Annotated in this window: 20 protein-coding genes and 1 tRNA gene; 8 read left to right on the top strand and 13 right to left on the bottom strand. The window is 66.0% G+C overall.

The genetic code is table 11. The features are described 5' to 3' along the window. Positions 1–341: 341 nt before the first annotated feature. Both IED13_RS21875 and IED13_RS21870 read left to right on the top strand, forming a co-directional pair. On the top strand, positions 342–1,574 hold the full coding sequence (locus IED13_RS21875) for an argininosuccinate synthase (protein WP_038357736.1): 1,233 nt from the start codon (positions 342–344) through the stop codon (positions 1,572–1,574). Positions 1,575–1,689: 115 nt separating this feature from the next. Next, on the top strand, positions 1,690–2,040 hold the full coding sequence (locus tag IED13_RS21870) for a hypothetical protein (RefSeq protein ID WP_191125448.1): 351 nt from the start codon (positions 1,690–1,692) through the stop codon (positions 2,038–2,040). Positions 2,041–2,055: 15 nt separating this feature from the next. On the opposite strand, the gene IED13_RS21865 is transcribed toward IED13_RS21870, so the two are convergent. From IED13_RS21865 to fabA, 4 genes are all read right to left on the bottom strand, one after another. Further along, positions 2,056–2,301, bottom strand: coding sequence for a DUF2188 domain-containing protein (locus IED13_RS21865; protein WP_112764807.1), 246 nt, complete (start codon positions 2,299–2,301; stop codon positions 2,056–2,058). 225 nt (positions 2,302–2,526) lie between these two features. Further along, entirely contained in the window at positions 2,527–3,357 is an 831-nt protein-coding gene (gene fabI / locus IED13_RS21860; protein WP_133565854.1) for an enoyl-ACP reductase FabI, read from the bottom strand. A 7-nt stretch (positions 3,358–3,364) separates the two neighbouring features. After that, the gene (gene fabB / locus IED13_RS21855; RefSeq protein ID WP_142023371.1) at positions 3,365–4,591 is read right to left on the bottom strand and encodes a beta-ketoacyl-ACP synthase I; all 1,227 of its coding nucleotides are present in this window, start codon (positions 4,589–4,591) and stop codon (positions 3,365–3,367) included. A gap of 114 nt (positions 4,592–4,705) precedes the next feature. Beyond that, the gene (gene fabA / locus IED13_RS21850) at positions 4,706–5,218 is read right to left on the bottom strand and encodes a 3-hydroxyacyl-[acyl-carrier-protein] dehydratase FabA (RefSeq protein ID WP_038357728.1); all 513 of its coding nucleotides are present in this window, start codon (positions 5,216–5,218) and stop codon (positions 4,706–4,708) included. 268 nt (positions 5,219–5,486) lie between these two features. Here fabA and irrA point away from each other — a divergent pair, with 268 nt between their 5' ends. After that, positions 5,487–5,951, top strand: a complete 465-nt coding sequence (irrA, locus tag IED13_RS21845; protein WP_191125447.1) for an iron response transcriptional regulator IrrA — start codon at positions 5,487–5,489, stop codon at positions 5,949–5,951. Between the two features lie 71 nt (positions 5,952–6,022). On the opposite strand, the gene IED13_RS21840 is transcribed toward irrA, so the two are convergent. Beyond that, positions 6,023–6,538, bottom strand: coding sequence for an SH3 domain-containing protein (locus IED13_RS21840; protein ID WP_112764829.1), 516 nt, complete (start codon positions 6,536–6,538; stop codon positions 6,023–6,025). 194 nt (positions 6,539–6,732) lie between these two features. On the opposite strand from IED13_RS21840, the gene IED13_RS21835 reads away from it, so the two are divergent. Continuing rightward, positions 6,733–7,728, top strand: coding sequence for a 2-hydroxyacid dehydrogenase (locus tag IED13_RS21835; protein ID WP_038357724.1), 996 nt, complete (start codon positions 6,733–6,735; stop codon positions 7,726–7,728). Between the two features lie 80 nt (positions 7,729–7,808). Here the strand turns inward: IED13_RS21835 and IED13_RS21830 are convergent, their stop codons facing one another. Continuing rightward, entirely contained in the window at positions 7,809–8,477 is a 669-nt protein-coding gene (locus IED13_RS21830; protein ID WP_112764802.1) for an HAD family hydrolase, read from the bottom strand. 31 nt (positions 8,478–8,508) lie between these two features. Beyond that, positions 8,509–9,513 carry a complex I NDUFA9 subunit family protein gene (locus IED13_RS21825; protein ID WP_038357720.1) on the bottom strand — a complete coding sequence of 335 codons (1,005 nt, stop codon included), beginning with the start codon at positions 9,511–9,513 and terminating at the stop codon, positions 8,509–8,511. A 268-nt stretch (positions 9,514–9,781) separates the two neighbouring features. Between IED13_RS21825 and IED13_RS21820 the strand changes: the two genes are divergently transcribed. The 4 genes from IED13_RS21820 to IED13_RS21810 all read left to right on the top strand — a co-directional run bounded on the left by IED13_RS21820 (position 9,782) and on the right by IED13_RS21810 (position 12,844). Continuing rightward, positions 9,782–9,868 (top strand) — tRNA-Leu (locus IED13_RS21820). 87 nt (positions 9,869–9,955) lie between these two features. Further along, a complete protein-coding gene (locus tag IED13_RS29275) occupies positions 9,956–10,222 on the top strand; it encodes a DUF6538 domain-containing protein (protein ID WP_318652304.1) in 267 nt (88 codons plus the stop codon). A gap of 758 nt (positions 10,223–10,980) precedes the next feature. Beyond that, the gene (locus tag IED13_RS21815) at positions 10,981–12,117 is read left to right on the top strand and encodes a GGDEF domain-containing protein (protein ID WP_113252872.1); all 1,137 of its coding nucleotides are present in this window, start codon (positions 10,981–10,983) and stop codon (positions 12,115–12,117) included. 301 nt (positions 12,118–12,418) lie between these two features. Next, positions 12,419–12,844 (top strand): hypothetical protein, encoded by a 426-nt coding sequence (locus tag IED13_RS21810; protein WP_191125446.1) that lies wholly within the window; start codon positions 12,419–12,421, stop codon positions 12,842–12,844. Between the two features lie 47 nt (positions 12,845–12,891). On the opposite strand, the gene IED13_RS21805 is transcribed toward IED13_RS21810, so the two are convergent. The 6 genes from IED13_RS21805 to IED13_RS21780 are packed head-to-tail and all read right to left on the bottom strand — an operon-like array spanning position 12,892 to position 20,317. Further along, entirely contained in the window at positions 12,892–14,838 is a 1,947-nt protein-coding gene (locus tag IED13_RS21805; RefSeq protein ID WP_248312708.1) for a CocE/NonD family hydrolase, read from the bottom strand. After that, the gene (locus IED13_RS21800; protein WP_191125445.1) at positions 14,835–16,415 is read right to left on the bottom strand and encodes an ABC transporter substrate-binding protein; all 1,581 of its coding nucleotides are present in this window, start codon (positions 16,413–16,415) and stop codon (positions 14,835–14,837) included. Before IED13_RS21800 ends, IED13_RS21805 begins: the two co-directional genes overlap by 4 nt. A gap of 13 nt (positions 16,416–16,428) precedes the next feature. Beyond that, positions 16,429–17,454: an ABC transporter ATP-binding protein gene (locus IED13_RS21795; protein WP_191125444.1), complete on the bottom strand. Its 1,026-nt coding sequence runs from the start codon at positions 17,452–17,454 to the stop codon at positions 16,429–16,431. Next, positions 17,451–18,422, bottom strand: coding sequence for an ABC transporter ATP-binding protein (locus IED13_RS21790; RefSeq protein ID WP_112764797.1), 972 nt, complete (start codon positions 18,420–18,422; stop codon positions 17,451–17,453). The genes IED13_RS21795 and IED13_RS21790 overlap by 4 nt, the downstream gene beginning before the upstream one ends. 3 nt (positions 18,423–18,425) lie before the next feature. Then, on the bottom strand, positions 18,426–19,346 hold the full coding sequence (locus tag IED13_RS21785) for an ABC transporter permease (protein ID WP_051987373.1): 921 nt from the start codon (positions 19,344–19,346) through the stop codon (positions 18,426–18,428). Then, entirely contained in the window at positions 19,346–20,317 is a 972-nt protein-coding gene (locus IED13_RS21780) for an ABC transporter permease (RefSeq protein WP_038357710.1), read from the bottom strand. Before IED13_RS21780 ends, IED13_RS21785 begins: the two co-directional genes overlap by 1 nt. Positions 20,318–20,417: the final 100 nt, after the last annotated feature.

Genomic DNA, 20,417 nt, shown 5'->3' with positions numbered 1-20,417 from the left:
CTCCGAATTAGGTGGTCATGTCGTGTCGCGCCCGAGCGAGCCTGCGCCCTTCGGGATACGACTGCAAGCACCGCGAAAGGGCGCGCGGCGATACCCACCGGCGCCTGACGGCACCGATCCATCACGGAACGACGCGAGATCGATCAGAAGGTTCCGATTGCGTCGCCCCGATGGCTGCGATAGTGCGCCATTGCGTCCGAAACGCGGCCCGAGCGGCCGCTGGAACATTTCCGCGCTTCTTCGAACCGCGAAAATGCTCTAGGTCGTTGTTTTGTCGCATTTTCTTCACGCGGATCGATACCCACTCCGCTCGAAAATGCTCTAGCAGGAATGTGACACAGATGGCTGACAGCAGCGTGAAGAAGGTCGTTCTCGCCTATTCCGGCGGTCTCGACACCTCGATCATCCTCAAATGGCTGCAGACCACCTATCGATGCGAGGTCGTGACCTTCACCGCCGATCTCGGCCAGGGCGAGGAGCTGGGCCCGGCGCGCGACAAGGCGCTGCTGCTCGGCATCAAGCCCGAGAACATCTTCATCGAGGATCTGCGCGAGGAATTCGTGCGCGACTTCGTCTTCCCGATGTTCCGGGCGAATGCGCTCTATGAGGGCGTCTATCTGCTGGGAACCTCGATTGCGCGGCCGCTGATCGCCAAGCGCCTGATCGAGATCGCCGAGAAGGTCGGCGCCGACGCCGTCTCCCATGGCGCCACCGGCAAGGGCAACGACCAGGTCCGCTTCGAGCTGACCGCCTATGCACTGAAGCCCGACATCGCCGTGATCGCGCCCTGGCGCGAATGGGATTTGCGCTCGCGCGAGCAGCTCATCGCCTTCGCCGAGCAGCACCAGATCCCGATCGCGAAGAACAAGCGCGGCGAGGCGCCCTTCTCCGTCGACGCCAACCTGTTGCACGCCTCCTCGGAAGGCCGCGTGCTCGAGGACCCGAACGAGGAAGTGCCGGATTATGTGTTCTCGCGCACGATCTCGCCGGAGGAAGCGCCGGACAAGCCGACCGTCATCACCATCGGCTTCGAGAAGGGCGACGCGGTCTCCATCGACGGCCAGAAGCTCTCCCCGGCGACGCTGCTCGCCAAGCTCAACGATCTCGGCCGCGACAATGGCATCGGCCGGCTCGACCTGGTCGAGAACCGCTTCGTCGGCATGAAGTCGCGCGGCATGTACGAGACGCCCGGCGGCACGATCCTGCATGTCGCCCATCGCGCGATCGAGTCGATTACGCTCGACCGCGGCGCGGCGCATCTCAAGGACGAGATTATGCCGAAATATGCCGAGCTGATCTATAACGGCTTCTGGTACTCGCCCGAGCGCGAGATGCTGCAGGCGCTGATCGACAAGAGCCAGGAGTTCGTCGCCGGCGAAGTCCGCCTCAAGCTCTACAAGGGCGGCGTCCATGTCATCGGCCGCTCCAGCCCGTACTCGCTTTATGACCAGGACCTCGTCACCTTCGAAGAGGGCGCGGTCGCCTACGACCATCGCGATGCGGCCGGCTTCATCAAGCTCAACGCGCTGCGCCTGCGCACGCTCGGCCAGCGCAAGAAGAAGCTGGGGCTGTAAGGCGGCCGAACTCCACCATCGCCCGGCACACGCGACAGCGCGTGCCGGGCACGCTTTATGAACCGCGGCCCTGTTCGCGCGTTCAGCACTCACCTTTCATCGTGAGTGCCTCTGCATGAACCGTTTCGCTCCGCTTGCCGTTCTCGCCACGCTGCTGGCCGCCGCATCTGCCTCGGCGCAGGAGGTTCCGCCCGGCACCAAGCCGGCGACGCCGGAGATCGCGACCTGCAAGAGCGCGGCCCTGCAGGCGGTGTCCGCGAAGGAACCGGATATCAAGGACATCTATATCGACGAGGACGGCGCCACCGTCGCCGTGTCGGAATCGAAGATCGAGGCGATCCCGGTGACGCGCATCGTCATGGCCGAGGCCTATCTGCGGACCGACCGCTCGGACAAGCCGCGCCGCTTCCTCTGCCTGCTCGGCGAGAAGAACAAGGTGCTGCTGACCTTCTTCACCTCGCGCTGAGGCGTGGCAACAGGCTCAGCTTTCGTCGATGACCTGCGTCGAAGGCCGGTCGCGGCCATCCGCCAGTTCCTCGTGCCACCGGCCGTCCCCGTCCTGATAGACGATCCCGTCCGTGTTGCCGGCGAGCGTCTGGCGAGCCGCGGCCGAGGTGGCCGCCTTCAGCGCGGCCTCATGCGAGCGAAAGGTTTCCGACAGAACGTCGCCAACCTTATAGGCCCAGCCACCATCATGCTCGACGACTTCATACCTGACGATCGGCATGGCAACCTCCGTTCAAAAACCGGAAACCTCGCCCGGGAGCTCAGGTTCCGGCCTGCTGCGAAAGGAAACGGCGTAGATCCTCGACCTGTTCAGGCTCGAGGGCTCTCTTCGGCAGGATTTGATAGGTCGCGGGATGCGGCCAGAGCAACAGCAATCTCTCGTTCTCGAGCCAGCGCCGATAGATGGCCTCCCGCCGCATCGACAGCCTCGCCTTTGCGCCTCGCCTCAGGCCTCGCCCTGGTCGGCGGCGCGCAGGCTCTCGAGAACCGGCATCGAGGTGATGTGATAGCCCGCATCGACATGATGGACGTCGCCGGTCACGCCGCCGGAGAGGTCGGAGAGATAATACAGCGCAGAGCCGCCGATCTCGTCGAGCGTCACCGATTTGCGCAGCGGCGAATTCGCCCTCTGCCAGGACAGCATGGCGCGCGCATCGGAGATGCCGGCGCCGGCAAGCGTACGGACGGGCCCGGGTGAGAGCGCGTTGACGCGGATGCCACGCGGGCCGTAGTCGCCGGCGAGGTAGCGCACGCTCGCCTCCAGCGCCGCCTTGGCGACGCCCATGACGTTGTAGTTCGGCATGAGGCGCATCGAGCCGCCATAGGTCAGCGTGATGATGCTGCCGCCATGCGGCATGCGCTCCGCCGCCCGCTTCGTCGCCTCGGTGAAGGAGAAGCAGGAGATCACCATGGTGCGCGAGAAATTCTCGCGGCTGGTGTCGGCGTAGAGGCCCTTGAGCTCGTTCTTGTCGGAGAAGCCGATGGCGTGGACGAGGAAATCGAGCGTATTCCGCTCGGGATCGCCGCCCCAGGCCTCATCGAGCTTGGCGAAGGTCGCATCGACCGAGGCGATGTCCTCGACATCGCAGGGGATGACGAGGTCCGAGCCGATGCTCTGCGCCAGCGGCTTCACACGCTTGCCCAGCGCTTCGCCCTGATAGGTGAAAGCGAGTTCGGCGCCATGGGCGTGGAGGGTCTTGGCGATGCCCCAGGCAATCGAGTTCTGATTGGCGACCCCCATGACGAGGCCGCGCTTGTTCTGCATCAGGGGGAGCATGGCGCCCTCACGCCTCCAGGCGCTTCATGACGATGGTGGCGTTGGTGCCGCCGAAGCCGAAGGAGTTGGAGAGCACGCAGCCGAGGCCGGCATTGTCGATGCGCTTGCGCACGATCGGCATGTCGGCGAAGGCGGGGTCGAGCTCGTCGATATGGGCGCTCTCGCAGATGAAGTCGTTGTTGAGCATCAGCAGCGAGTAGATCGCCTCCTGCACGCCGGTGGCGCCGAGCGAATGACCGGTGAGCGACTTCGTCGCCGAGATCGGCGGGCTCTTGTCGCCGGCGCCGAAGACCGCGCGGATCGCCTCGATCTCCTTGGCGTCGCCGACCGGCGTCGAGGTACCGTGCGGGTTGATGTAGTCGACCTTCGCGTTGACGCCCTGCAGCGCCATGCGCATGCAGCGCTCCGCGCCCTCGCCCGACGGCGCAACCATGTCGTAGCCGTCCGAGGTCGCGCCATAGCCGACGATCTCGCCATAGATCTTGGCGCCGCGGGCCTTGGCGTGCTCCAGCTCCTCCAGCACGACGACGCCGGCGCCGCCGGCGATGACGAAGCCGTCGCGCGCCACATCATAGGCCCGCGAGGCGCGAGCCGGGGTCGCATTGAAGTCGGAGGACATCGCGCCCATGGCGTCGAACAGGACGGAGAGCGTCCAGTCCAGCTCCTCGCAGCCGCCGGCGAAGATCACATCCTGCTTGCCCCACTGGATCAGCTCATAGGCGTTGCCGATGCAGTGATTGGAGGTCGCGCAGGCCGAGGAGATCGAATAGTTGACGCCCTTGATCTTGAACCAGGTCGCGAGCGTGGCCGAGGCGGTCGAGGACATGCCCTTGGGCACTGCGAAGGGGCCGACCTTCTTCGACGAGCCGCTCTCGCGCGCCTTGTCATAAGCGTCGATCAGCGCGCGCGTGGAGGGGCCGCCCGAGCCCATGATGATGCCGGTGCGCTCGTTGCTGATCTCGGCCGGCTCCAGGCCGGCATCGACGATCGCCTGCTCCATCGCCACCTGGTTCCAGGCCGAGCCACCGCCGTGGAAGCGCATGGCGCGCCGATCGAGTACCGTCGCGGGATCGAGAGACGGGGCCCCGGCGACCTGACTGCGGAAGCCATGCTCGGCAAAGTCCTGGGCGAAGGCGATGCCCGATTTCGCCTCGTGCAGCGAGGCCAGGACCTCCTGCGTGTTGTTGCCGATGGACGAGACGATGCCCATCCCGGTGACGACGACGCGTCTCATGCTCGCTTCACTCCAGCTCTCCACCCACGGCGAGGCAGGCCTCGCCGCTCAGGATTCTCAATCGCGCAAATGGACCGTAAGGCCGCCGGACGCAAGGTCGGGCTGCGTTTTTCCTCAGGCCGCTTCGGGCTTGAACAGCCCGACGCGCATGTCGCTGACAGTGTAGATGCGCTTGCCATCGGCTTCCAGCCAGCCATCGGCGATGCCGAGGACGAGCTTCGACTTGAAGACGCGCTTGAAGTCGACGCCGTAGACCACGCGCTTGACGCTCGGCAGCACCTGATCGGCGAACTTGACCTCGCCGACGCCGAGCGCCCTGCCCCGCCCCGGCAGGCCGAGCCAGCCGAGGAAGAAGCCGGTGAGCTGCCAGAGCGCGTCGAGGCCGAGGCAACCCGGCATCACCGGATCGCCCTTGAAGTGGCAGTCGAAGAACCAGAGGTCCGGCTTGATGTCGAATTCGGCGCGGACACCGCCCTTGCCGTGGGCGCCGCCCTCTTCGGTGATCTCTGTGATACGGTCGAACATCAGCATCGGCGGCAGCGGGAGTTGCGCATTGCCCGGCCCGAACAGTTCCCCGCGGCCACAAGCGAGGATCTCCTCGTAGCTGAAAGACGATTGACGCTGCATTCCCGCTCCGTTGCCTTGTCTCGGCCGCATTCGACCGGTGGATATCGCCTGCGTGCCTAACATGCCCGACGCCGGGAACGAAAGGGCGCAGGCACATTCACCCACATGGCACGCTGACCCGCTCGGGGCAGCTCAACCCGCGCGATTGTCAGCATGCTGGCATGAGCCCGCGCTTGCGAGCCCTCGTTCGAAGTCCTACATTTCCAATCGAATGCAGATGATGCGGAGCGCAGGACGCCCGTTGCAGCAAGAAGGGCAGAGCAGAGGCATGAGCGACCAGGTTTCCCGCGACGAGGCCTATGGATCGACCGTGCGGCAGGGTTGCCCGTTCCATGACGTCCGCCACAAGCTGCGCCGCGTGGGCCTGCGGCCGACACGGCAGCGCGTCTCGCTCGGCTGGGTGCTTTTCGCCAAGGGCGACCGGCATATCAGCGCCGAGATGCTGCATGAGGAGGCGGCGAAGGAACGCATCCCGGTCTCGCTGGCGACGATCTACAACACGCTGCGCCAGTTCACCGAAGCCGGGCTGCTGCGCGAGCTCGTCATCGACGGCAACAAGACCTATTTCGACACGGCGATCCATGACCACCATCATTTCGTGGTCGAAGGCGAGAACCGCGTCATCGACATCCCCGCGCGGGAGATCGACGTCGCCACCTTGCCCACCCCGCCGGAGGGCTACGAGATTTCCCATGTCGACGTGGTCGTGCGGCTGCGCAAGATCGGCGACTGAGCCGCCGCCCTTTCCGGCTCCCTGATGCGCTTTCCGGCCGATGCCCGCCCGAAACGGTGCGGCCGATGGCCTCAGTCGACGTTTTCGTTGGGATAAACGCCCCAGAGCCGTTCCTGCGGCAGATAGCCCGTGACGTTACGGATGCTGACGCGGCACCAGGCGCGGACGCATGAGGTGACGCCGATCACCACCCCGGGCTGCAATTCGGCGACGACCGTGGCGTCGGCATCGGGCGCGCTGCGCATCGGAAACAGCTCCGCCTTGTTCCGCGACCAGGGTGCGACCAGCGCCGTCCGGCGCCCCGAAAGCAGGCTGTGCAGCACCCAGCCTTCGGTTCCGTCGGAATCGCGGACGCGCCGCCAGGTCTCGAATTCCGCCGTGACCTCCACGGGCAAGCCGGCCCGCTGATAGACCCAGCGCGTGCGATGCTCCTTCGACGGCCCTTCGCGCAGATTCACCCGGTCCGACTTCAGGCTGACATAGCGCGGCACGGGCAGGCCCGTCACCGAACCGGCCTGCATGTCCTGAGCCTGCGCGCCCGTTGCCATCGCGGCGATGAAAAAGCCCGCCACGGCAAGGCATCTCATCCGCAAGCTCAGCATCGGCTGCTCTCCCACGCGACCCGCTCCGCTCTCAGGCGAAGGGTCAAGTTGTCATCCGCCATCGCGCCGCCTAGACAAACAGGAGCCGGGCTGCACGATCGCTCCATTCCTGAGCCACCACGGTTAACGGTGGGTTGAGGAGAAGCGGTCAATCCGGCGTACCAGGAAGGGGAGTCACCATGTCGAAGAAGAAGCCGCTGGTCGTGGTGACCCGGAAGCTGCCGGCCGTGGTGGAAACCCGGATGCGCGAATTGTTCGACGCCCAGCTCAACATCGACGACAAGCCGATGTCGCAGGCCGCCCTGGTCGAGGCGGTGAAGACCGCCGATGTGCTGGTGCCGACCGTGACCGACAAGATCGACGCCGCCGTGATCGCGCAGGCCGGCGACCAGCTCAGGCTCATCGCCAATTTCGGCAACGGCGTGGACAATATCGACGTCGCCAGCGCCGTGCAGCGCGGCATCACCGTCACCAATACGCCGGGCGTCCTCACCGACGACACCGCCGACATGACGATCGCGCTGATCCTCGCTGTGGCGCGGCGCATCGCGGAAGGCGCTCGCGTCATCCCCGAAGACGATTGGGCCGGCTGGTCGCCGACCTGGATGCTCGGCAGGCGGATCACCGGCAAGCGGCTCGGCATCGTCGGCATGGGCCGGATCGGCCAGGCCGTGGCGAAGCGCGCCGCCGCCTTCGGCCTGTCGATCCACTACCATAACCGCCGCCGGGTCGATGCCCGCATCGAGGAGAAGCTCGGCGCGACCTATTGGGATTCGCTCGACCAGATGCTGGCGCGGATGGACGTCGTCTCGGTCAACTGCCCGCATACGCCGGCGACCTATCACCTGCTCTCGGCCCGGCGGCTCAAGCTGATGAAGCCCGATGCCATTCTGGTGAACACCGCGCGCGGCGAGATCGTCGACGAGACGGCGCTCGCCCGGATGCTGGAAGCCGGCGAGCTTGCCGGCGCCGGGCTCGACGTGTTCGAGCAGGAGCCCGCGATCAATCCGCGCCTGCTCAAGCTCGCGCGCCAGCACAAGGTCGTGGTCCTCCCGCATATGGGCTCGGCCACCCATGAAGGCCGCGCCGATATGGGCGAGAAGGTCATCGTCAACATCAAGACCTTCATGGACGGCCACAAGCCGCCGGACCGCGTGCTGCCGAGCATGCTCTGAGGCTCTGAGGAGAGTGCCGTCTCGAACATCCTTCGAGACGCCGCTGCGCGGCTCCTCAGGATGAGGGCTGAAAAGGTCGCTCAGGCCGCGAGCGAAGCCACCGCTCCTGGCCAATCCGCATAGCTGTCCACGACGATGGCGGCGCCGGCCGCCAGCAGGCGCTCGCGCATCGCCGCCTTGTCGCGTGCCGTGCCGGTGAAGCCGGCGACCCGCATTCCCGCCGCGCGCGCCGCCTGCACGCCGGGGACCGAATCCTCCAGCACCAGGCAATGGGCCGGCTCTGCGCCCATCTCCGCGGCGGCGAAGAGGAAGACGTCCGGCGCCGGCTTGCCGCGCGCAACCTGCGAGGCCGAGAAGACATGCGGGTCGAACAGCTCGATCAGCCCGGCCAGCGCCAGGTTGCGCCGCAAGGGCTCGAGGCTGGTCGAGGAGGCAACGCAGCGGCGCCCGACGAGACGCTCCAAAGCGCTGTGCACGCCGGGCAGCGCCCGCAACTCCTGTTCGAGACGGGCGGCGACGCCATCCTCGACGCGGCCTTCGAAATCGGCGGGAAGCGGCCGGCCGAGCGCCGCCTCGATCACCTTGAAGCCGTCAGCGAGCGGAATGCCGACCATCTGCGTGTCGTAGTCATCGAGCGTCCAGCTCGTCAGCCCGATCTCGTGACACAAGGCGAGACTGACCTCGCTATAGACCGTCTCGCTGTCGATCAGCGTGCCGTCGCAATCATAGATGACGAGATCGAACGGCATCGCCTTCCTCGCCCGAATCAGGGAGCCGCGATCAGCTCGCCCGTGCCGTGTCGAACTGGCCGGTCTTGCGGAAGCGCCAGAGATAGGACGGCACCTCGACCTCGACCGAAACCGGCGCGATGCCGAGGCCGGCGAAATCGCGCCCCTCCGCCTTCGCAGCCGCGGAGACGACATTGTCGCTGCCGAGCAGCGTCACCTGGTCGCGGGTCAGCTTGAGCTCGTTCGGCAGCAGCCCGAGCGTCAGCGTATCCACCACTTCCAGCACCCGCGCCATGATTCCGGCCAACGGCAGCGGCAAGGGCAGGATCAGGCGCTTGCGGCCGATGACCTTGCAGACATCCTCGACGAGCTCGCGCAGGCTCATCACCTCCGGCCCGCCGAGCTCATAAGTCCGGCCGGGCTCCAGCGCACCGTCGACCCCACGCGCCACGACCTCGGCGACATCGCCGACGAAGGCCGGCTGGAGCTTGGCGCTGCCGTCCCCGACCAGCGGCAGGACCGGCATCATCCGCGCCATGGAGGCGAAACGATTGAAGAAATCGTCCTCGGGGCCGAACATCACGGAGGGCCGCAGGATGACCGCGCGCGGCACGATATGGCGCACGGCGCTCTCGCCTTCCGCCTTGGTGCGAGCATAGGCCGAGCGCGATTCGGCAGCGGCGCCGAGCGCCGAGATCTGCACCAGCCGGTCGATCCCCGCCGCAGCGCAGGCCTGCGCCACAGTGCGCGCGCCGTTGGCCTGGACGGCAGCGAAGCTCTGCCGGCCGCGCTCGTTCATGATGCCGACGAGGTTGACGACCGCATCCGCGCCCTTGACCGCCGCAGCGACCGAAGCCGGGTAGCGCAGATTGGCCTGCACGGCATGGATCTGGCCGACCGTGCCGAGCGGCTGCAGGAAGCCTGCGAGATCGGGCCGGCGCACGGCGACGCGCACCCGGTAGCCGCGCTTGACCAGGGCACGCACCACATGGCGCCCGACGAAGCCGGAGCCGCCGAAGACCGTGACGAGTTGCTGAGCCGGGGCTTGAAGGGCCATCGGGAAAGCTCCGTTTAGAATGCTTCTGCCCTCCTAGATCATGTTCCGCGAAAGTGGAAATCCCTTTTGCGGCGATGCAGCGCAGAACGGCCATGCCGGCATGCGGATGCATGGTCCATCGCGGGCCTAGAGCCGGGAAAGCCGGCTTTCCGGCGTGGGCCGGGCCGCAGCGGACCGGCGATTTTCAACAGCCGCATGACGAAGCCGACACAATTCTTTTCGGATGCCGTTGACAGCGCGATCAGCCCCCCGTAAACGAGCCGCCGTTGCCCAGGTGGCGGAATTGGTAGACGCACCAGCTTCAGGTGCTGGCGCTCGCAAGGGCGTGGAGGTTCGAGTCCTCTCCTGGGCACCACTCATCTACCAGAGTGGTGGTTTGTCAGCACCTTAGCTGATATCAATGGCTTAGTGGACGCCCGAGTGATACGACCGGGTGATCCACATGGTCCTAGCAATGGCCCGGCCGTTCAAGCATCCCAAAACAGGGGTCTATTGGTTTCGCAGGGTCGTCCCAAAGGACCTGCGGGCGACCGTTGGGAAACGCGGGGCTCTTCGTTCGCTCCGGACAAAGGACCCTACCGAGGCCCGCGCTCTTCACGCGAATATCGCGGCCGAGGTTGAGAAGCACTGGGGAGCGCTCCGCTCGCCGGCTGAAACCCTGCACAGAGGCAAGTCATCGCCCTTGCCGGCGTCTTCTATCTGGAGCTGACAACCGAACTATCCGACGAGCCCGGCAGTCCTTCCGTTCGGGAGCACTGGCTTAGGATCGAGCGGGGCTCGCGACGCTGGCAAGCTGGAGCAGTGGCTTGGTCCGGAGGTGGATAAGTTGCTGGCCCGACATGGCCTCAACATCGAAGCGGCCCCCGAGGGCGGCTCCTTGTCGCCATCAGCGAAGCATCCGAGCAAGCCGCCGCGCAACTCAAGCGGAATGCCGAGAGCGACTATAGCCCCGCCCCGAGGGCTTCCCGGTTCCCCGAATGGAAACCAACGGAGGAGCCTAAAACTACCAAGCCAGCCGGCAAGACCAGCCTGACAGGCATCCTTGCGGATTGGCGGAAGGAAGCGCAGGCGACTGGCCGGAAGCCGAGCACCTTTGAGAGCTACAGCAACACCGTGGACGGCTTCGTCGCCTTTCTCGGGCATGCCGCCGCGCTGGCAGGAAAGCCGGGGCATCTCCAATCTCCGGATAGGCGCTTCCCGTTGTCAGTCAGCGGGCTCCAACGGCGATTCCGCTCAGTGAGAGGGTCGTTGAAAAGACGATTTCCCCGAAGGCACAGGACATCCGGTTTTCCCTCGGGACGGCCAATCCTCCCGACGTGAAGGCCCGCAACGCCCTCGGTGCTGCACTCGATCATCTCCCAAGCGGTCGTTCGCTTTGGGATGACGTTCACTTCGCCTTTACCGGGATCATGGCAACCTCTCCGATCACGCGAGCCGGGTTCCGGAGTTTCGTTTCTGATTGGATCTATGAACTATTACAATGTCATAGGTTTGCTGAACACGAGTATGGCTGCGATATTCTGTATCGCACTGCTAACGATATGGCGAAACAATCGCGCCCTGAAATATATAGGGGTGCTCGGCCTATCCTATGGGATTCGGTCGCTGTGCTTCGGCATTTTCTACTTTGCCTTCTCCCTTGAAAATCCGGTTTTGCGATATTCGGCGAACATCTTCCTCCTGTTCGCGATCATGCTGCTCTCTATCGGCTTGTCCAATCGGCGCTTAAGGCAGCCTCGCTACGGCGCTCTCCTTGCTATCGCTGCGATCACGCTCGGACCGCTCTACTATTATCAGTTCATCGAACCGAACCTGCTCGCCCGCGTCATCATCCTCAATTCTGGGCTGGCCCTGCTCAGCCTCGTGATGTTGTGGGATGTCGCGAGGGCGCCGCGCCGCTCGCCGGTCGAGCAGGTGCTCCTCGGGTTGTTACTCGTATCTTGCGCAGGCTATCTTCTTCGCCCGCTCTTCCTGATCGCGTCAGGGGCCTCCGGCGAGCGGTTCGAAGATTCCTACTGGCTTGTCGTTTCGATTTCTGATGCTCTTATCTGCGCGATGACTGCTGTTGGTGTGCTTGCGGTTATTGCAAGCGACGTGATGGATGAAATCAAGACTGATGCACTGATCGACACCCTGTCCGGATTGTTCAATCGCCGCGGCTTCGAACCGCGCGCACTAAGAGCGTTAGCCGAGCGGACGGCCGGCAACCCGCCTGCCATGATCCTTACTGATCTCGACCACTTCAAATCGATCAACGATCTATTCGGCCATAGCGGCGGCGACCTGATCATTCGGAGGTTTTCCGAGGTTCTCAAGCAGAAGGCGCCCGGCGATGCGATCATGGCGCGTCTTGGTGGTGAAGAATTCGCAATCCTGTTGCCTTCGAACGCGAGCGCCTCTGCCTACCAATTGGCGGAAGAGATAAGAACAGCGTTTAAACAAATCGCATTTGATACCGTAGCGGGTGAGGCGCACCCGACGGCCAGTTTTGGCGTCGCGATTGCGCGGGAGGATGAAGGCCTCCCGTCTTTAATCGAGCGAGCCGATCATGCCCTCTATAGGGCAAAGGGCAACGGTCGAGATCGCGTTAATCTTGCCGAGTAAGCCACGCTAATATGGCCATCTCAGAGGGCTACTGCAAACGCCGGACCGACTGTCCGCTATCGGGCGAAGCCGACATCGACCGGATCGATCTCGTCTTCGATCGCGCCGCACCTGGCCACGCCGGGCCTCAAATTGGGATGCTCGCTTCACGGAATGTCGAATCACGCCCGACACGATCCCATGCTTCCGTTCCCCGAGAGGTCGCCCACGCTCCTGCCCGACCCCTCGTTATCGGCATCCCGACCAGCCAAACCCGCGGATAGGCCTACGCCCGTCCGGTTGCCGCGATAGGCTGCGGGACATGGCACGAGACCTGCCCTGCACGCGGCTCTGCGGGCTGACGGCGATGAGCATGGACGATCTGATGGCGAAAATGCTCGAAAGAGCCGGGCATGGCCGCAGGGGCGCGGCGAGAGCCGTTTTTGTTCTGCTGGCCATCCTGCTGCCGTCGCAGGCGGCCTGGGCAGCCGATTGGCGCTACTGCTATGCCGGCTCGGATCGGGAGCAGCGCTTCTACCTGTCGCAGCCCTTCCAGACGGCGCGGAGCCTCGACGCCCTGGAGCGCGCCTGGGAAGGCTGGCTGACGCAGCAAGGCCTGCCGCATGAGACGACGGGTTGCCCGCGCAGCTCCGACCGCCCCGGCATCGAGGAGACGATCCAGGCCGCCATCCGCTACAACCGCACGGTCGGGCGCAGCGCCGTCGAACTCAATTGGCGGGCCGACTGAATTTCGTCAGGCAAGCCCGAGGCTGCGCCGCTCGAACATGCTCCCCATCACCGCGCGATGCTCGACAGGTCGCGCAGCGAGGATACCGGCACGATCGGAAGGATGATCCGCGAGGCACGCTGCCCGTCGCAGAAGACCGTGTTGCAGGCGATCCGCCGCCGGCGCCCTCGCCCTTCCGGATCGAAGGTGTTGGGATTGACGTCGAATTTCGGGAAGTTCGAGGAGGAGATGTCGAGCCTGATCCGATGCCCGGCCTTGAACAGCGCCGCCGTGGCGAAAGGCTCGATGGTGATGCGGAACGGAACCTCCGTTTCGATCGGCTCCGGCTTCTCCCAGGAGTTGCGATAGCGGCAGCGGAAGATGCCGTCCGTCAGGTTGAGCGCGAAGCCGGTGGGGTAGTCCGCGGAGGGCGGATGCATGTCGACCAGCTTGGCGGTGAAGTCGGTATCGGGCGCGTCGGAGGCGACCCAGAGCTCGACCGTGATCGGCCCGATCACGGCCATGTCCTGCTCCAGAGGCAAGCTCTCGAAAGCGAGCACGTCGCGGCGCGCGATCAGCGGCATGCCGGCAGCGCGCGAGCCGAAGAAGCGCGGCCCCTCGCGCTGGTCGAAACCGCCGCCCTCGAAGATCGGCTGGCCGCTCGTCAGCGCGCCGCCGATGGTCGGCACCGGATCGGCCGGGTCGAAATCATAGCTCAGGGGCGGGGCGTCGTGAGCCGGCTGCTCTTGCGACAGCACGCCATTGCCGTGGAGATACCAATCCTGCAGCTGCGTGCCCGCCAGCGGCCAGGCCGAAGCCTCGATCCAGCGGCCGCCCTGCACGAGCCGCCCCTCGGCGTCCTTCTCGCCGGAGCCGCCGCCCATCAGGAACAGGCGCAGGGTGGGATCGGCCTCGAGGCCGTTGGGTTCGTCCCTGAGCCAACGATCGAACCAGCGCCGGCGGAAATCGAGCCAGTTCGCGCCGACATTGCCATCGAAGGGCGCGGCCTCGCCGAAGGATACATCGCCGGCAAAGGTGGATTGGCGGTTCCCGTGCAGGCCGGGGCCCATGATGACGTTGACGTGGCGGCGGCCCGCTGCGCTCAAGCCGGCGAAATTGTCGAAGGTGGTCTTCACATAGACGTCGTACCAGCTCGACATCAGCATGATCGGGATGTCGGGAACCGCGTCGTAGAAGCCTTCAAGCCACAGGCCCGGCCGCTTCCATTCGGGGCCGAAGGTCCCGGCGCGCCACTGGTCGAGCAGATAGGTCTCGTATTCGGGCACCCAGCGCACCGGCGAGCGACCCTCGCTCCATGGCATCACGCGGAACCAGGCATGCAGGTCCTCGGCCGCGAGGCCGGCGGCGACGACGGGGTCGGCGAGCGCGTCCGGGCTTTCCTGCGCCCGGTTATAGGCCCAGGTCGCCTGCTTGAGCTCGAAGGCACCGCCCTGCCGGATGCCGCAGAGGAAGGCGTTCGAGAAGCCGCCGGAATCGAGGATCATGCAGGTAAGGCCAGGCGGCGTCAGCGAGGCCAGCGCCGCCTGGGTATGGGCGGCATAGGACAGGCCCATCGTGCCGATCTTGCCATTGCACCAGGGCTGCGCGACGAGCCAGGCGCAGGTGTCGTAGCCATCCTCGGCATCGGAGACGTATTTGACGAACTCGCCTTCCGAGCCGTAGCGGCCGCGACAATCCTGATAGACCACCGCATAGCCGGCCCGGACGAAATGGGCGGCCACGTCGGAGCGCGCCATCGGGCTGGCCTCGCCGCGGCCGATCTCGGCACGCGAGCGCTCGGCCTTGCCATAGGGCGTGCGCTCCATCACGACGGGAAAAGGACCCGGGAGAGCGCGGCCGTCCCGCGCCGGAAGATGGATGTCGGTGGCGAGCCGGATGCCGTCCCGCATCGTCACCATCACGTCCTTCAGCGTCACGACATCGCCGGCAGCCTCCGCCGCAGGCGAGCGTTCGGAAGCGGCCGGAGCACCGCCCTTCATCGACAGGGTGCTCATTTCGCCAGTCCCGCGCGCGCCGCCGAGGTGTCCTCGGCCATGTTCGGCTCATAGGTGATGTTGGCCTTCGAGGCCCAGGCGATCTTCTGCCAGTAGAGCGGGACCACCGGCAGCTCGGCGAAGACCATCTTCGTCGCCGCCTGGATCGCGGCGATCCGCTTGCCCTCGTCGAACTGCGTCAGCGCTTCCGCCAGCGCCTTGTCGAAGCCCGGATTGGAATAGCGCGCGCGGTTGAAGCCGCCGGTTCCGGCCTTGGGATCGGCGGTCATGAACAGGTTGCGCAGGCCGGGGCCGGCGGTCGGCGTCGTCGTGCCGAAGGAGAAGATGAAGGCGGAGAAACTCTGCCGGCTCGCGGCGCCGGCATAGACATTGTAGGGCTGCGTCACGACGCCGTTCACCTTGATGCCGCCGCGCGCGAACATCTGGCCGATCGCCTGGGCGATGTCCTTGTCCCCGGCGAAGCGGTCGTTCGAGGAATGGATGGTGATGCCGAAACCGTCCTTCAGCCCGGCCTGCTGCAGCAGCGCCTTGGCCCCGGCGAGGTCGTAGGCGACGGGCTGGAGCGCGGGATCGAAGCCTGCCACGCCGTCCGGCACGAGCTGGCCGGCCGGGACGCCCGCCCCGTTGAGCAGACGCTCGACGATCGCCGGCACGTTGATCAGCTTGGCGAGAGCCTGCCGCACCCGCAGATCGCGAAGCGGGTTCGGCTTCAGCGGCTTGCCCTCCTTGTCGGTGACGAAGGGGCTTTCCTCGCGCGCCGTGTCGAGGGCCAGATAGATCAGCCGGGCCGAGGGGATCGCATGGACCTTGAGCCCCGCGGTCTTCTCCAGCACGGGCAGATCGGCGGGCGGGACGCCGTCGATCAGATCCACAGCACCCGAGCGTAAGGCCGCAACCCGGGCGGCGTCATTGGCAATGAAGCGGATCGTCACCGTCTCGAAGGCGGGTTTTTGCCCCCAATAGCCGTCATTGCGCGTGAGGACCACGCGGTCCCCCGGCACCCATTCCTTGAACCTGTAGGGGCCGGAGCCGACCAGCCCCTCACCCTTGTTGTAGTCCTGCAGGCTCTTGCCCTCGGCAGCGGCCCTTTCGAGGATGTAGACGAAGCCGATCCTCTCCATCAGGTCGGGCGTCGGGACATCGGTCTTCACCTCCAGCGTCGTCGCATCGAGCGCCTTGACCGAAGCCACGCCGGAGACGTTGTTGGAGAAGGGCGCCGGGCTGTTGGGGACATTCCGGGCGCGCTCCAGCGAGAACACGACATCGTCGGCCGTGACCGGCTTGCCGTCCTGGAAGCGGGCGTCCTTGCGCAGGGTGACCCGCCAGGTCGTCGGATCAAGCGCCGCCCAGCTCTCGGCGAGGCTGGGATGCATGCCCAGATGCGCATCCGTCTCGACGAGCCGGTCGAAGATCTGCATCGCGATGTTCTGGTTGGGCCCGGTGCGGGAAAACAGCGGGTCCATCGCCGAGGGTTCGCTCGCCGTGCCGATGACGAGGTCGGTGGCCCACGCCGATCCCGGCGAGGCGAGGCTTGCCAGCAGCGGGAGGAGCGCGGCGAGGCGGTGCTTGCGGGTCATCGAACTCTCCTCTTCAGGCGCCAACGGCCGGCAGCGGCACGGCCGGGGCGTCGTTGAGATGGCAGGCGCTGAGATGTCGTTCGGCGACCGGCTTCAGGAGCGGCCGGGCCTGCGCGCAAGGCGCGAAGACGCGCGGGCAGCGGGGGTGGAAGGTGCAGCCGGCCGGTGGATGCAGCGGCGAGGGAATCTCGCCCCGGATCGGGGTGAAGCTGCGCCGCCGCTCCTTGACCGAGGGCAGTTCGCGCAGCAGCGCAGTGGCATAGGGGTGGTTCGGCGCGGCGAAGAAGGCCTCGGCCGGCGCGGTCTCGACCACGCGGCCGAGATACATGATCGCAACCCGGTCGCTGACGTGCTTCACCACGCTGAGATCATGGCTGATGAAGAGGTAGGTCAGGCCGAGCTCTTCGCGCAGATCCATGAACAGGTTGATGACCTGCGCCTGGATCGAGACGTCAAGGGCGGAGACCGATTCGTCGCAGACGATCATCCGCGGCTTCACCGCGAGCGCCCGGGCGATACCGATGCGCTGGCGCTGGCCGCCGGAGAACTGATGCGGGTAGCGCTTGCGGTAGGAAGGGTCGAGGCCGACCTTCTCAAGCAGTTCGGCGACATAGTCGTCGACCTCGCCGCGCCGGATCAGGCCGTGGACGCGCGGCGCCTCGCCGACGAGATCGATGACGCGCTTGCGCGGATTGAGCGAGGACATCGGGTCCTGGAAGATCACCTGGACGGCCAGGCGCATCTCCAGAGCCTCGCTGCGCGACAGCGAGGCGACGTCCTTGCCCTGCCAGAGCAGGCTGCCCTCGGTGAGTGGCAGGAGCCCTGCCAGCAACCGGCCGAGCGTGGACTTGCCGCAGCCGGACTCGCCGACGAGGCCGAGCACCTCGCCTTGCCGGATGGCGATGTCGACGCCCTCCACGGCATGGACGACCTCCTCGGAGACGTTGGCACCGAGAGCCCTGGCGAGCTTCTCCGCCGCATCCAGGCCACGGGAGAAGCGCCGAACCAGACCGCGCCCTTCGATCAGCACCTCGCTCATGCAGCAACTCCGGCCGGCAGCGGATGGTGACAGCGGAAGCTGTGATCGCCGCCTTGCAACACGGGTTCCTGCTGGCAGATCTCCGTCGCGGCGAAGCAGCGGGTGCGGAAGGCGCATCCGCCCGGCCGTGCCAGCGGAGAGGGCGAGAGGCCGGGGATCGGGCGCAGCTTCTCGCCCCGCGCCGCATTGGCAGGCAAGGCATCCATCAGGCCGCGCGTATAGGGGTGGGCCGGCCGGTCGAGCACGTCGTCGGTAAAGCCGGTTTCGACGATGCGGCCGGCATACATCACCGCGATACGGTCGGCGAGGCTGGCGACGACGCCGAGATCATGGCTGATCCAGATCAGCGCCATGCCGAACTCCGTCGCCAGCCGGCGCACCTCGAACAGGATCTGGCTCTGGATGGTGACATCGAGCGCCGTCGTCGGCTCGTCGGCGATGATGAGGTCGGGCCGGTGGAGCAGCGCGATGGCGATGGCGACGCGCTGGCGCATGCCGCCGGAGAACTGGTGCGGATAGGCCTTCAACCGCTCCTCGGGAGAGGGAATGCCGACGAGGCCGAGCGTGTCGCGGGCCCGCTCGCGCGCTTCCTTCCAGGGGACCGCGTCATGGGCGAGCACCGCCTCGACCATCTGCGTCTCGATGGAGAGCACGGGATTGAGCGTCATCATCGGGTCCTGGAAGATCATCGCGATCTTCTTGCCGCGCAGGCGCCGCAGCCTCTCGCTCGGCAACCCGACCAGATCCTCGCCCTGGAACAGGATGCGCCCGCCCGCGACCCGGCCGGGCGGCTCGATCAGGCCGAGGATCGAGAAGCCGGTGATCGACTTGCCCGAACCGGATTCGCCGACGAGGCCGAGGATCTCGCCACGGTCGATGCTGAAGGAGACGCCGTCCACGGCGCGGACCAGGCCGGCGCCACTGCCGAACCGGGTTTCGAGATTGTCGACGACGAGCACCGGGGTCATGGCTCAGCGCTCCGCCAGACGGGGGTTCAGCACTTCGCGCAGGCGGTCGCCGACGATGTTGATGCTGAAGACGAGGATGAGCAGCAAAAGCCCGGGATAGACGCTGATCCAGTACTGGCCGGAGAGCAGCACCTGATAGCCATTGGCGATCAGCAGCCCGAGAGAGGGCTGCGTGATCGGCAGGCCGATGCCGAGGAAGGACAAAGTCGCCTCGGCCGAGATCGCATTCGCGACCTGGAGCGTGCCGATGACGATCAGCGGCGAGAGGCAGTTCGGCAGGAGGTGGCCGAAGAGCATACGCGGCCGCGACAGGCCCAGCATGCGCGCCGCCTCGATATAGTCCTTGCCCTTCTCGACCAGCGCCGCGGCACGGACGGCGCGCGCGAACATCGCCCATTGCACCAGCACCAAGGCGAAGATGACCTTGCCGACCCCCTGCCCGAGAATGGCGAGCAGCATCAGCGCGACGAGCAGCGTGGGAAAGCCCAGCATCAAATCGACCAGCCGCATGATCAGGCTGTCGATGCGCCCGCCGAAATAGGCGGCCGAGAGGCCGAGCACGGTGCCGACGAGCAGGGCGACGAGACCGGCGAGGACACCGACGAGGAGCGAGGTCCGCAGGCCGTAGATCATCGCGGAGAGCATGTCGCGCCCCTGCACATCGGTGCCGAACCAGTAGACGGAACCAGTCATGCTCTCCGAGCCGGGAGGCAGCTTGGAATCGAGGATGTCGAGCGTCGACAAATCGTAGGGGTCCTGCGGAGCAAGGGCCGGGCCGAACAGGGCGGTCAGGATGAGCGCGATGCAGACGAAGGCGGCAATCGTCGCCTTCGGGCTCTTCAGGATGCCCGCCAGCGAGCGGGCAAGGAGGCTGTCGGCATCGGGGCGCAGCGCCGCGAACAGGGCAGGTTTCGCGAGAGCCATCAGTTCCGCCCCAGCCGGATGCGCGGATCGAGGATGGAATAGAGCACGTCGACCGCGAAGTTCAGCAGGATGAAGAGGCTGACGACGACGAGCAGATAGGCAACCACCACCGGGCGGTCGAGCCGCATGATCGAGTCGATCAGCAGCTTGCCGATGCCGGGCCAGGCAAAGATCGTCTCGGTGACGACGCCGAAGGCAATCAGCGAGCCGATCTCCATGCCGATCACCGTGACGAGCGGGATCATGATCGTCTTCAGCACATGGACCAGCACGACCCGGCGCTCGGTGAGGCCCTTGGCCCGGGCGAATTTCACGAAATCGAGCGGCATGGTCTCGCGCACGCCGGTCCGCGTCAGACGGATGACGAGCGCCAGCTTGAACAGAGCGAGATTGATCGCCGGCAGGATGAGGTGGCGGATACCTTCCCAGGAGGCGAAACTGGTCTCGATGCCGAAGATGTGCCCGGTCGGGCCGCGCCCGCTCGAGGGCAGCCAGCCCAGCCAGACCGAGAAGATCATCACCAGCATCATGCCCTGCCAGAAATTCGGCAGGCTGAAGCCGAGGATCGACCCGGTCATGATCGTCTCGTCGGTGACGGAGCGCGGCTTCAGGCCAGCGATCAGGCCGAGCGGAATGCCGAGCACCAGCGCGATCAGGATCGCGACCAGAGCGAGCTCCAGCGTCGCCGGCAGGCGTTCCAGGATCAGCGAGATCGAGGGCTGGTTGAACACGAAGGAGCGGCCTAGGTCGCCGTGCAGCGCATTGCCCAGGAAGGCGAGGAACTGGACGGGGAGCGGCTTGTCGAGGCCGAGCGAGGCCTCGACCTGCGCTCGCTCGGCCGCGGTCGCATCGGGCGCGATCAGCATCTCCGCCGGGTCGCCGATGGCGTAGACGCCGATGAAGACGATGACGGCCGTCGCGGCCAGCACCAGAATGCTCTGCATCAATCGTCGGATGACGAAGACGGTCATCGAAGGCTCCCGGCGTCCGGCACGGCGGCGTGATCGCCGTTCACGTGTCCCGGCGACCATGGGCGGCGCCGGAAACGCGCGCAACCGTATGCGCAAAGCG

This window comes from Allobosea spartocytisi, from assembly GCF_014764685.1.
In the GTDB taxonomy this organism is placed as follows: Bacteria; Pseudomonadota; Alphaproteobacteria; order Rhizobiales; family Beijerinckiaceae; genus Allobosea; species Allobosea spartocytisi.
This window is presented reverse-complemented; position numbering and strand designations above follow the sequence as displayed.

Coding starts and splice junctions, on each gene's coding strand:
- IED13_RS21875 (WP_038357736.1), top strand. CDS start 342: ATGGCTGACAGCAGCGTGAAGAAGGTCGTTCTCGCCTATTCCGGCGGT.
- IED13_RS21870 (WP_191125448.1), top strand. CDS start 1,690: ATGAACCGTTTCGCTCCGCTTGCCGTTCTCGCCACGCTGCTGGCCGCC.
- IED13_RS21865 (WP_112764807.1), bottom strand. CDS start 2,301: ATGCCGATCGTCAGGTATGAAGTCGTCGAGCATGATGGTGGCTGGGCC.
- fabI (WP_133565854.1), bottom strand. CDS start 3,357: ATGCTCCCCCTGATGCAGAACAAGCGCGGCCTCGTCATGGGGGTCGCC.
- fabB (WP_142023371.1), bottom strand. CDS start 4,591: ATGAGACGCGTCGTCGTCACCGGGATGGGCATCGTCTCGTCCATCGGC.
- fabA (WP_038357728.1), bottom strand. CDS start 5,218: ATGCAGCGTCAATCGTCTTTCAGCTACGAGGAGATCCTCGCTTGTGGC.
- irrA (WP_191125447.1), top strand. CDS start 5,487: ATGAGCGACCAGGTTTCCCGCGACGAGGCCTATGGATCGACCGTGCGG.
- IED13_RS21840 (WP_112764829.1), bottom strand. CDS start 6,538: ATGAGATGCCTTGCCGTGGCGGGCTTTTTCATCGCCGCGATGGCAACG.
- IED13_RS21835 (WP_038357724.1), top strand. CDS start 6,733: ATGTCGAAGAAGAAGCCGCTGGTCGTGGTGACCCGGAAGCTGCCGGCC.
- IED13_RS21830 (WP_112764802.1), bottom strand. CDS start 8,477: ATGCCGTTCGATCTCGTCATCTATGATTGCGACGGCACGCTGATCGAC.
- IED13_RS21825 (WP_038357720.1), bottom strand. CDS start 9,513: ATGGCCCTTCAAGCCCCGGCTCAGCAACTCGTCACGGTCTTCGGCGGC.
- IED13_RS29275 (WP_318652304.1), top strand. CDS start 9,956: ATGGTCCTAGCAATGGCCCGGCCGTTCAAGCATCCCAAAACAGGGGTC.
- IED13_RS21815 (WP_113252872.1), top strand. CDS start 10,981: ATGAACTATTACAATGTCATAGGTTTGCTGAACACGAGTATGGCTGCG.
- IED13_RS21810 (WP_191125446.1), top strand. CDS start 12,419: ATGGCACGAGACCTGCCCTGCACGCGGCTCTGCGGGCTGACGGCGATG.
- IED13_RS21805 (WP_248312708.1), bottom strand. CDS start 14,838: ATGAGCACCCTGTCGATGAAGGGCGGTGCTCCGGCCGCTTCCGAACGC.
- IED13_RS21800 (WP_191125445.1), bottom strand. CDS start 16,415: ATGACCCGCAAGCACCGCCTCGCCGCGCTCCTCCCGCTGCTGGCAAGC.
- IED13_RS21795 (WP_191125444.1), bottom strand. CDS start 17,454: ATGAGCGAGGTGCTGATCGAAGGGCGCGGTCTGGTTCGGCGCTTCTCC.
- IED13_RS21790 (WP_112764797.1), bottom strand. CDS start 18,422: ATGACCCCGGTGCTCGTCGTCGACAATCTCGAAACCCGGTTCGGCAGT.
- IED13_RS21785 (WP_051987373.1), bottom strand. CDS start 19,346: ATGGCTCTCGCGAAACCTGCCCTGTTCGCGGCGCTGCGCCCCGATGCC.
- IED13_RS21780 (WP_038357710.1), bottom strand. CDS start 20,317: ATGACCGTCTTCGTCATCCGACGATTGATGCAGAGCATTCTGGTGCTG.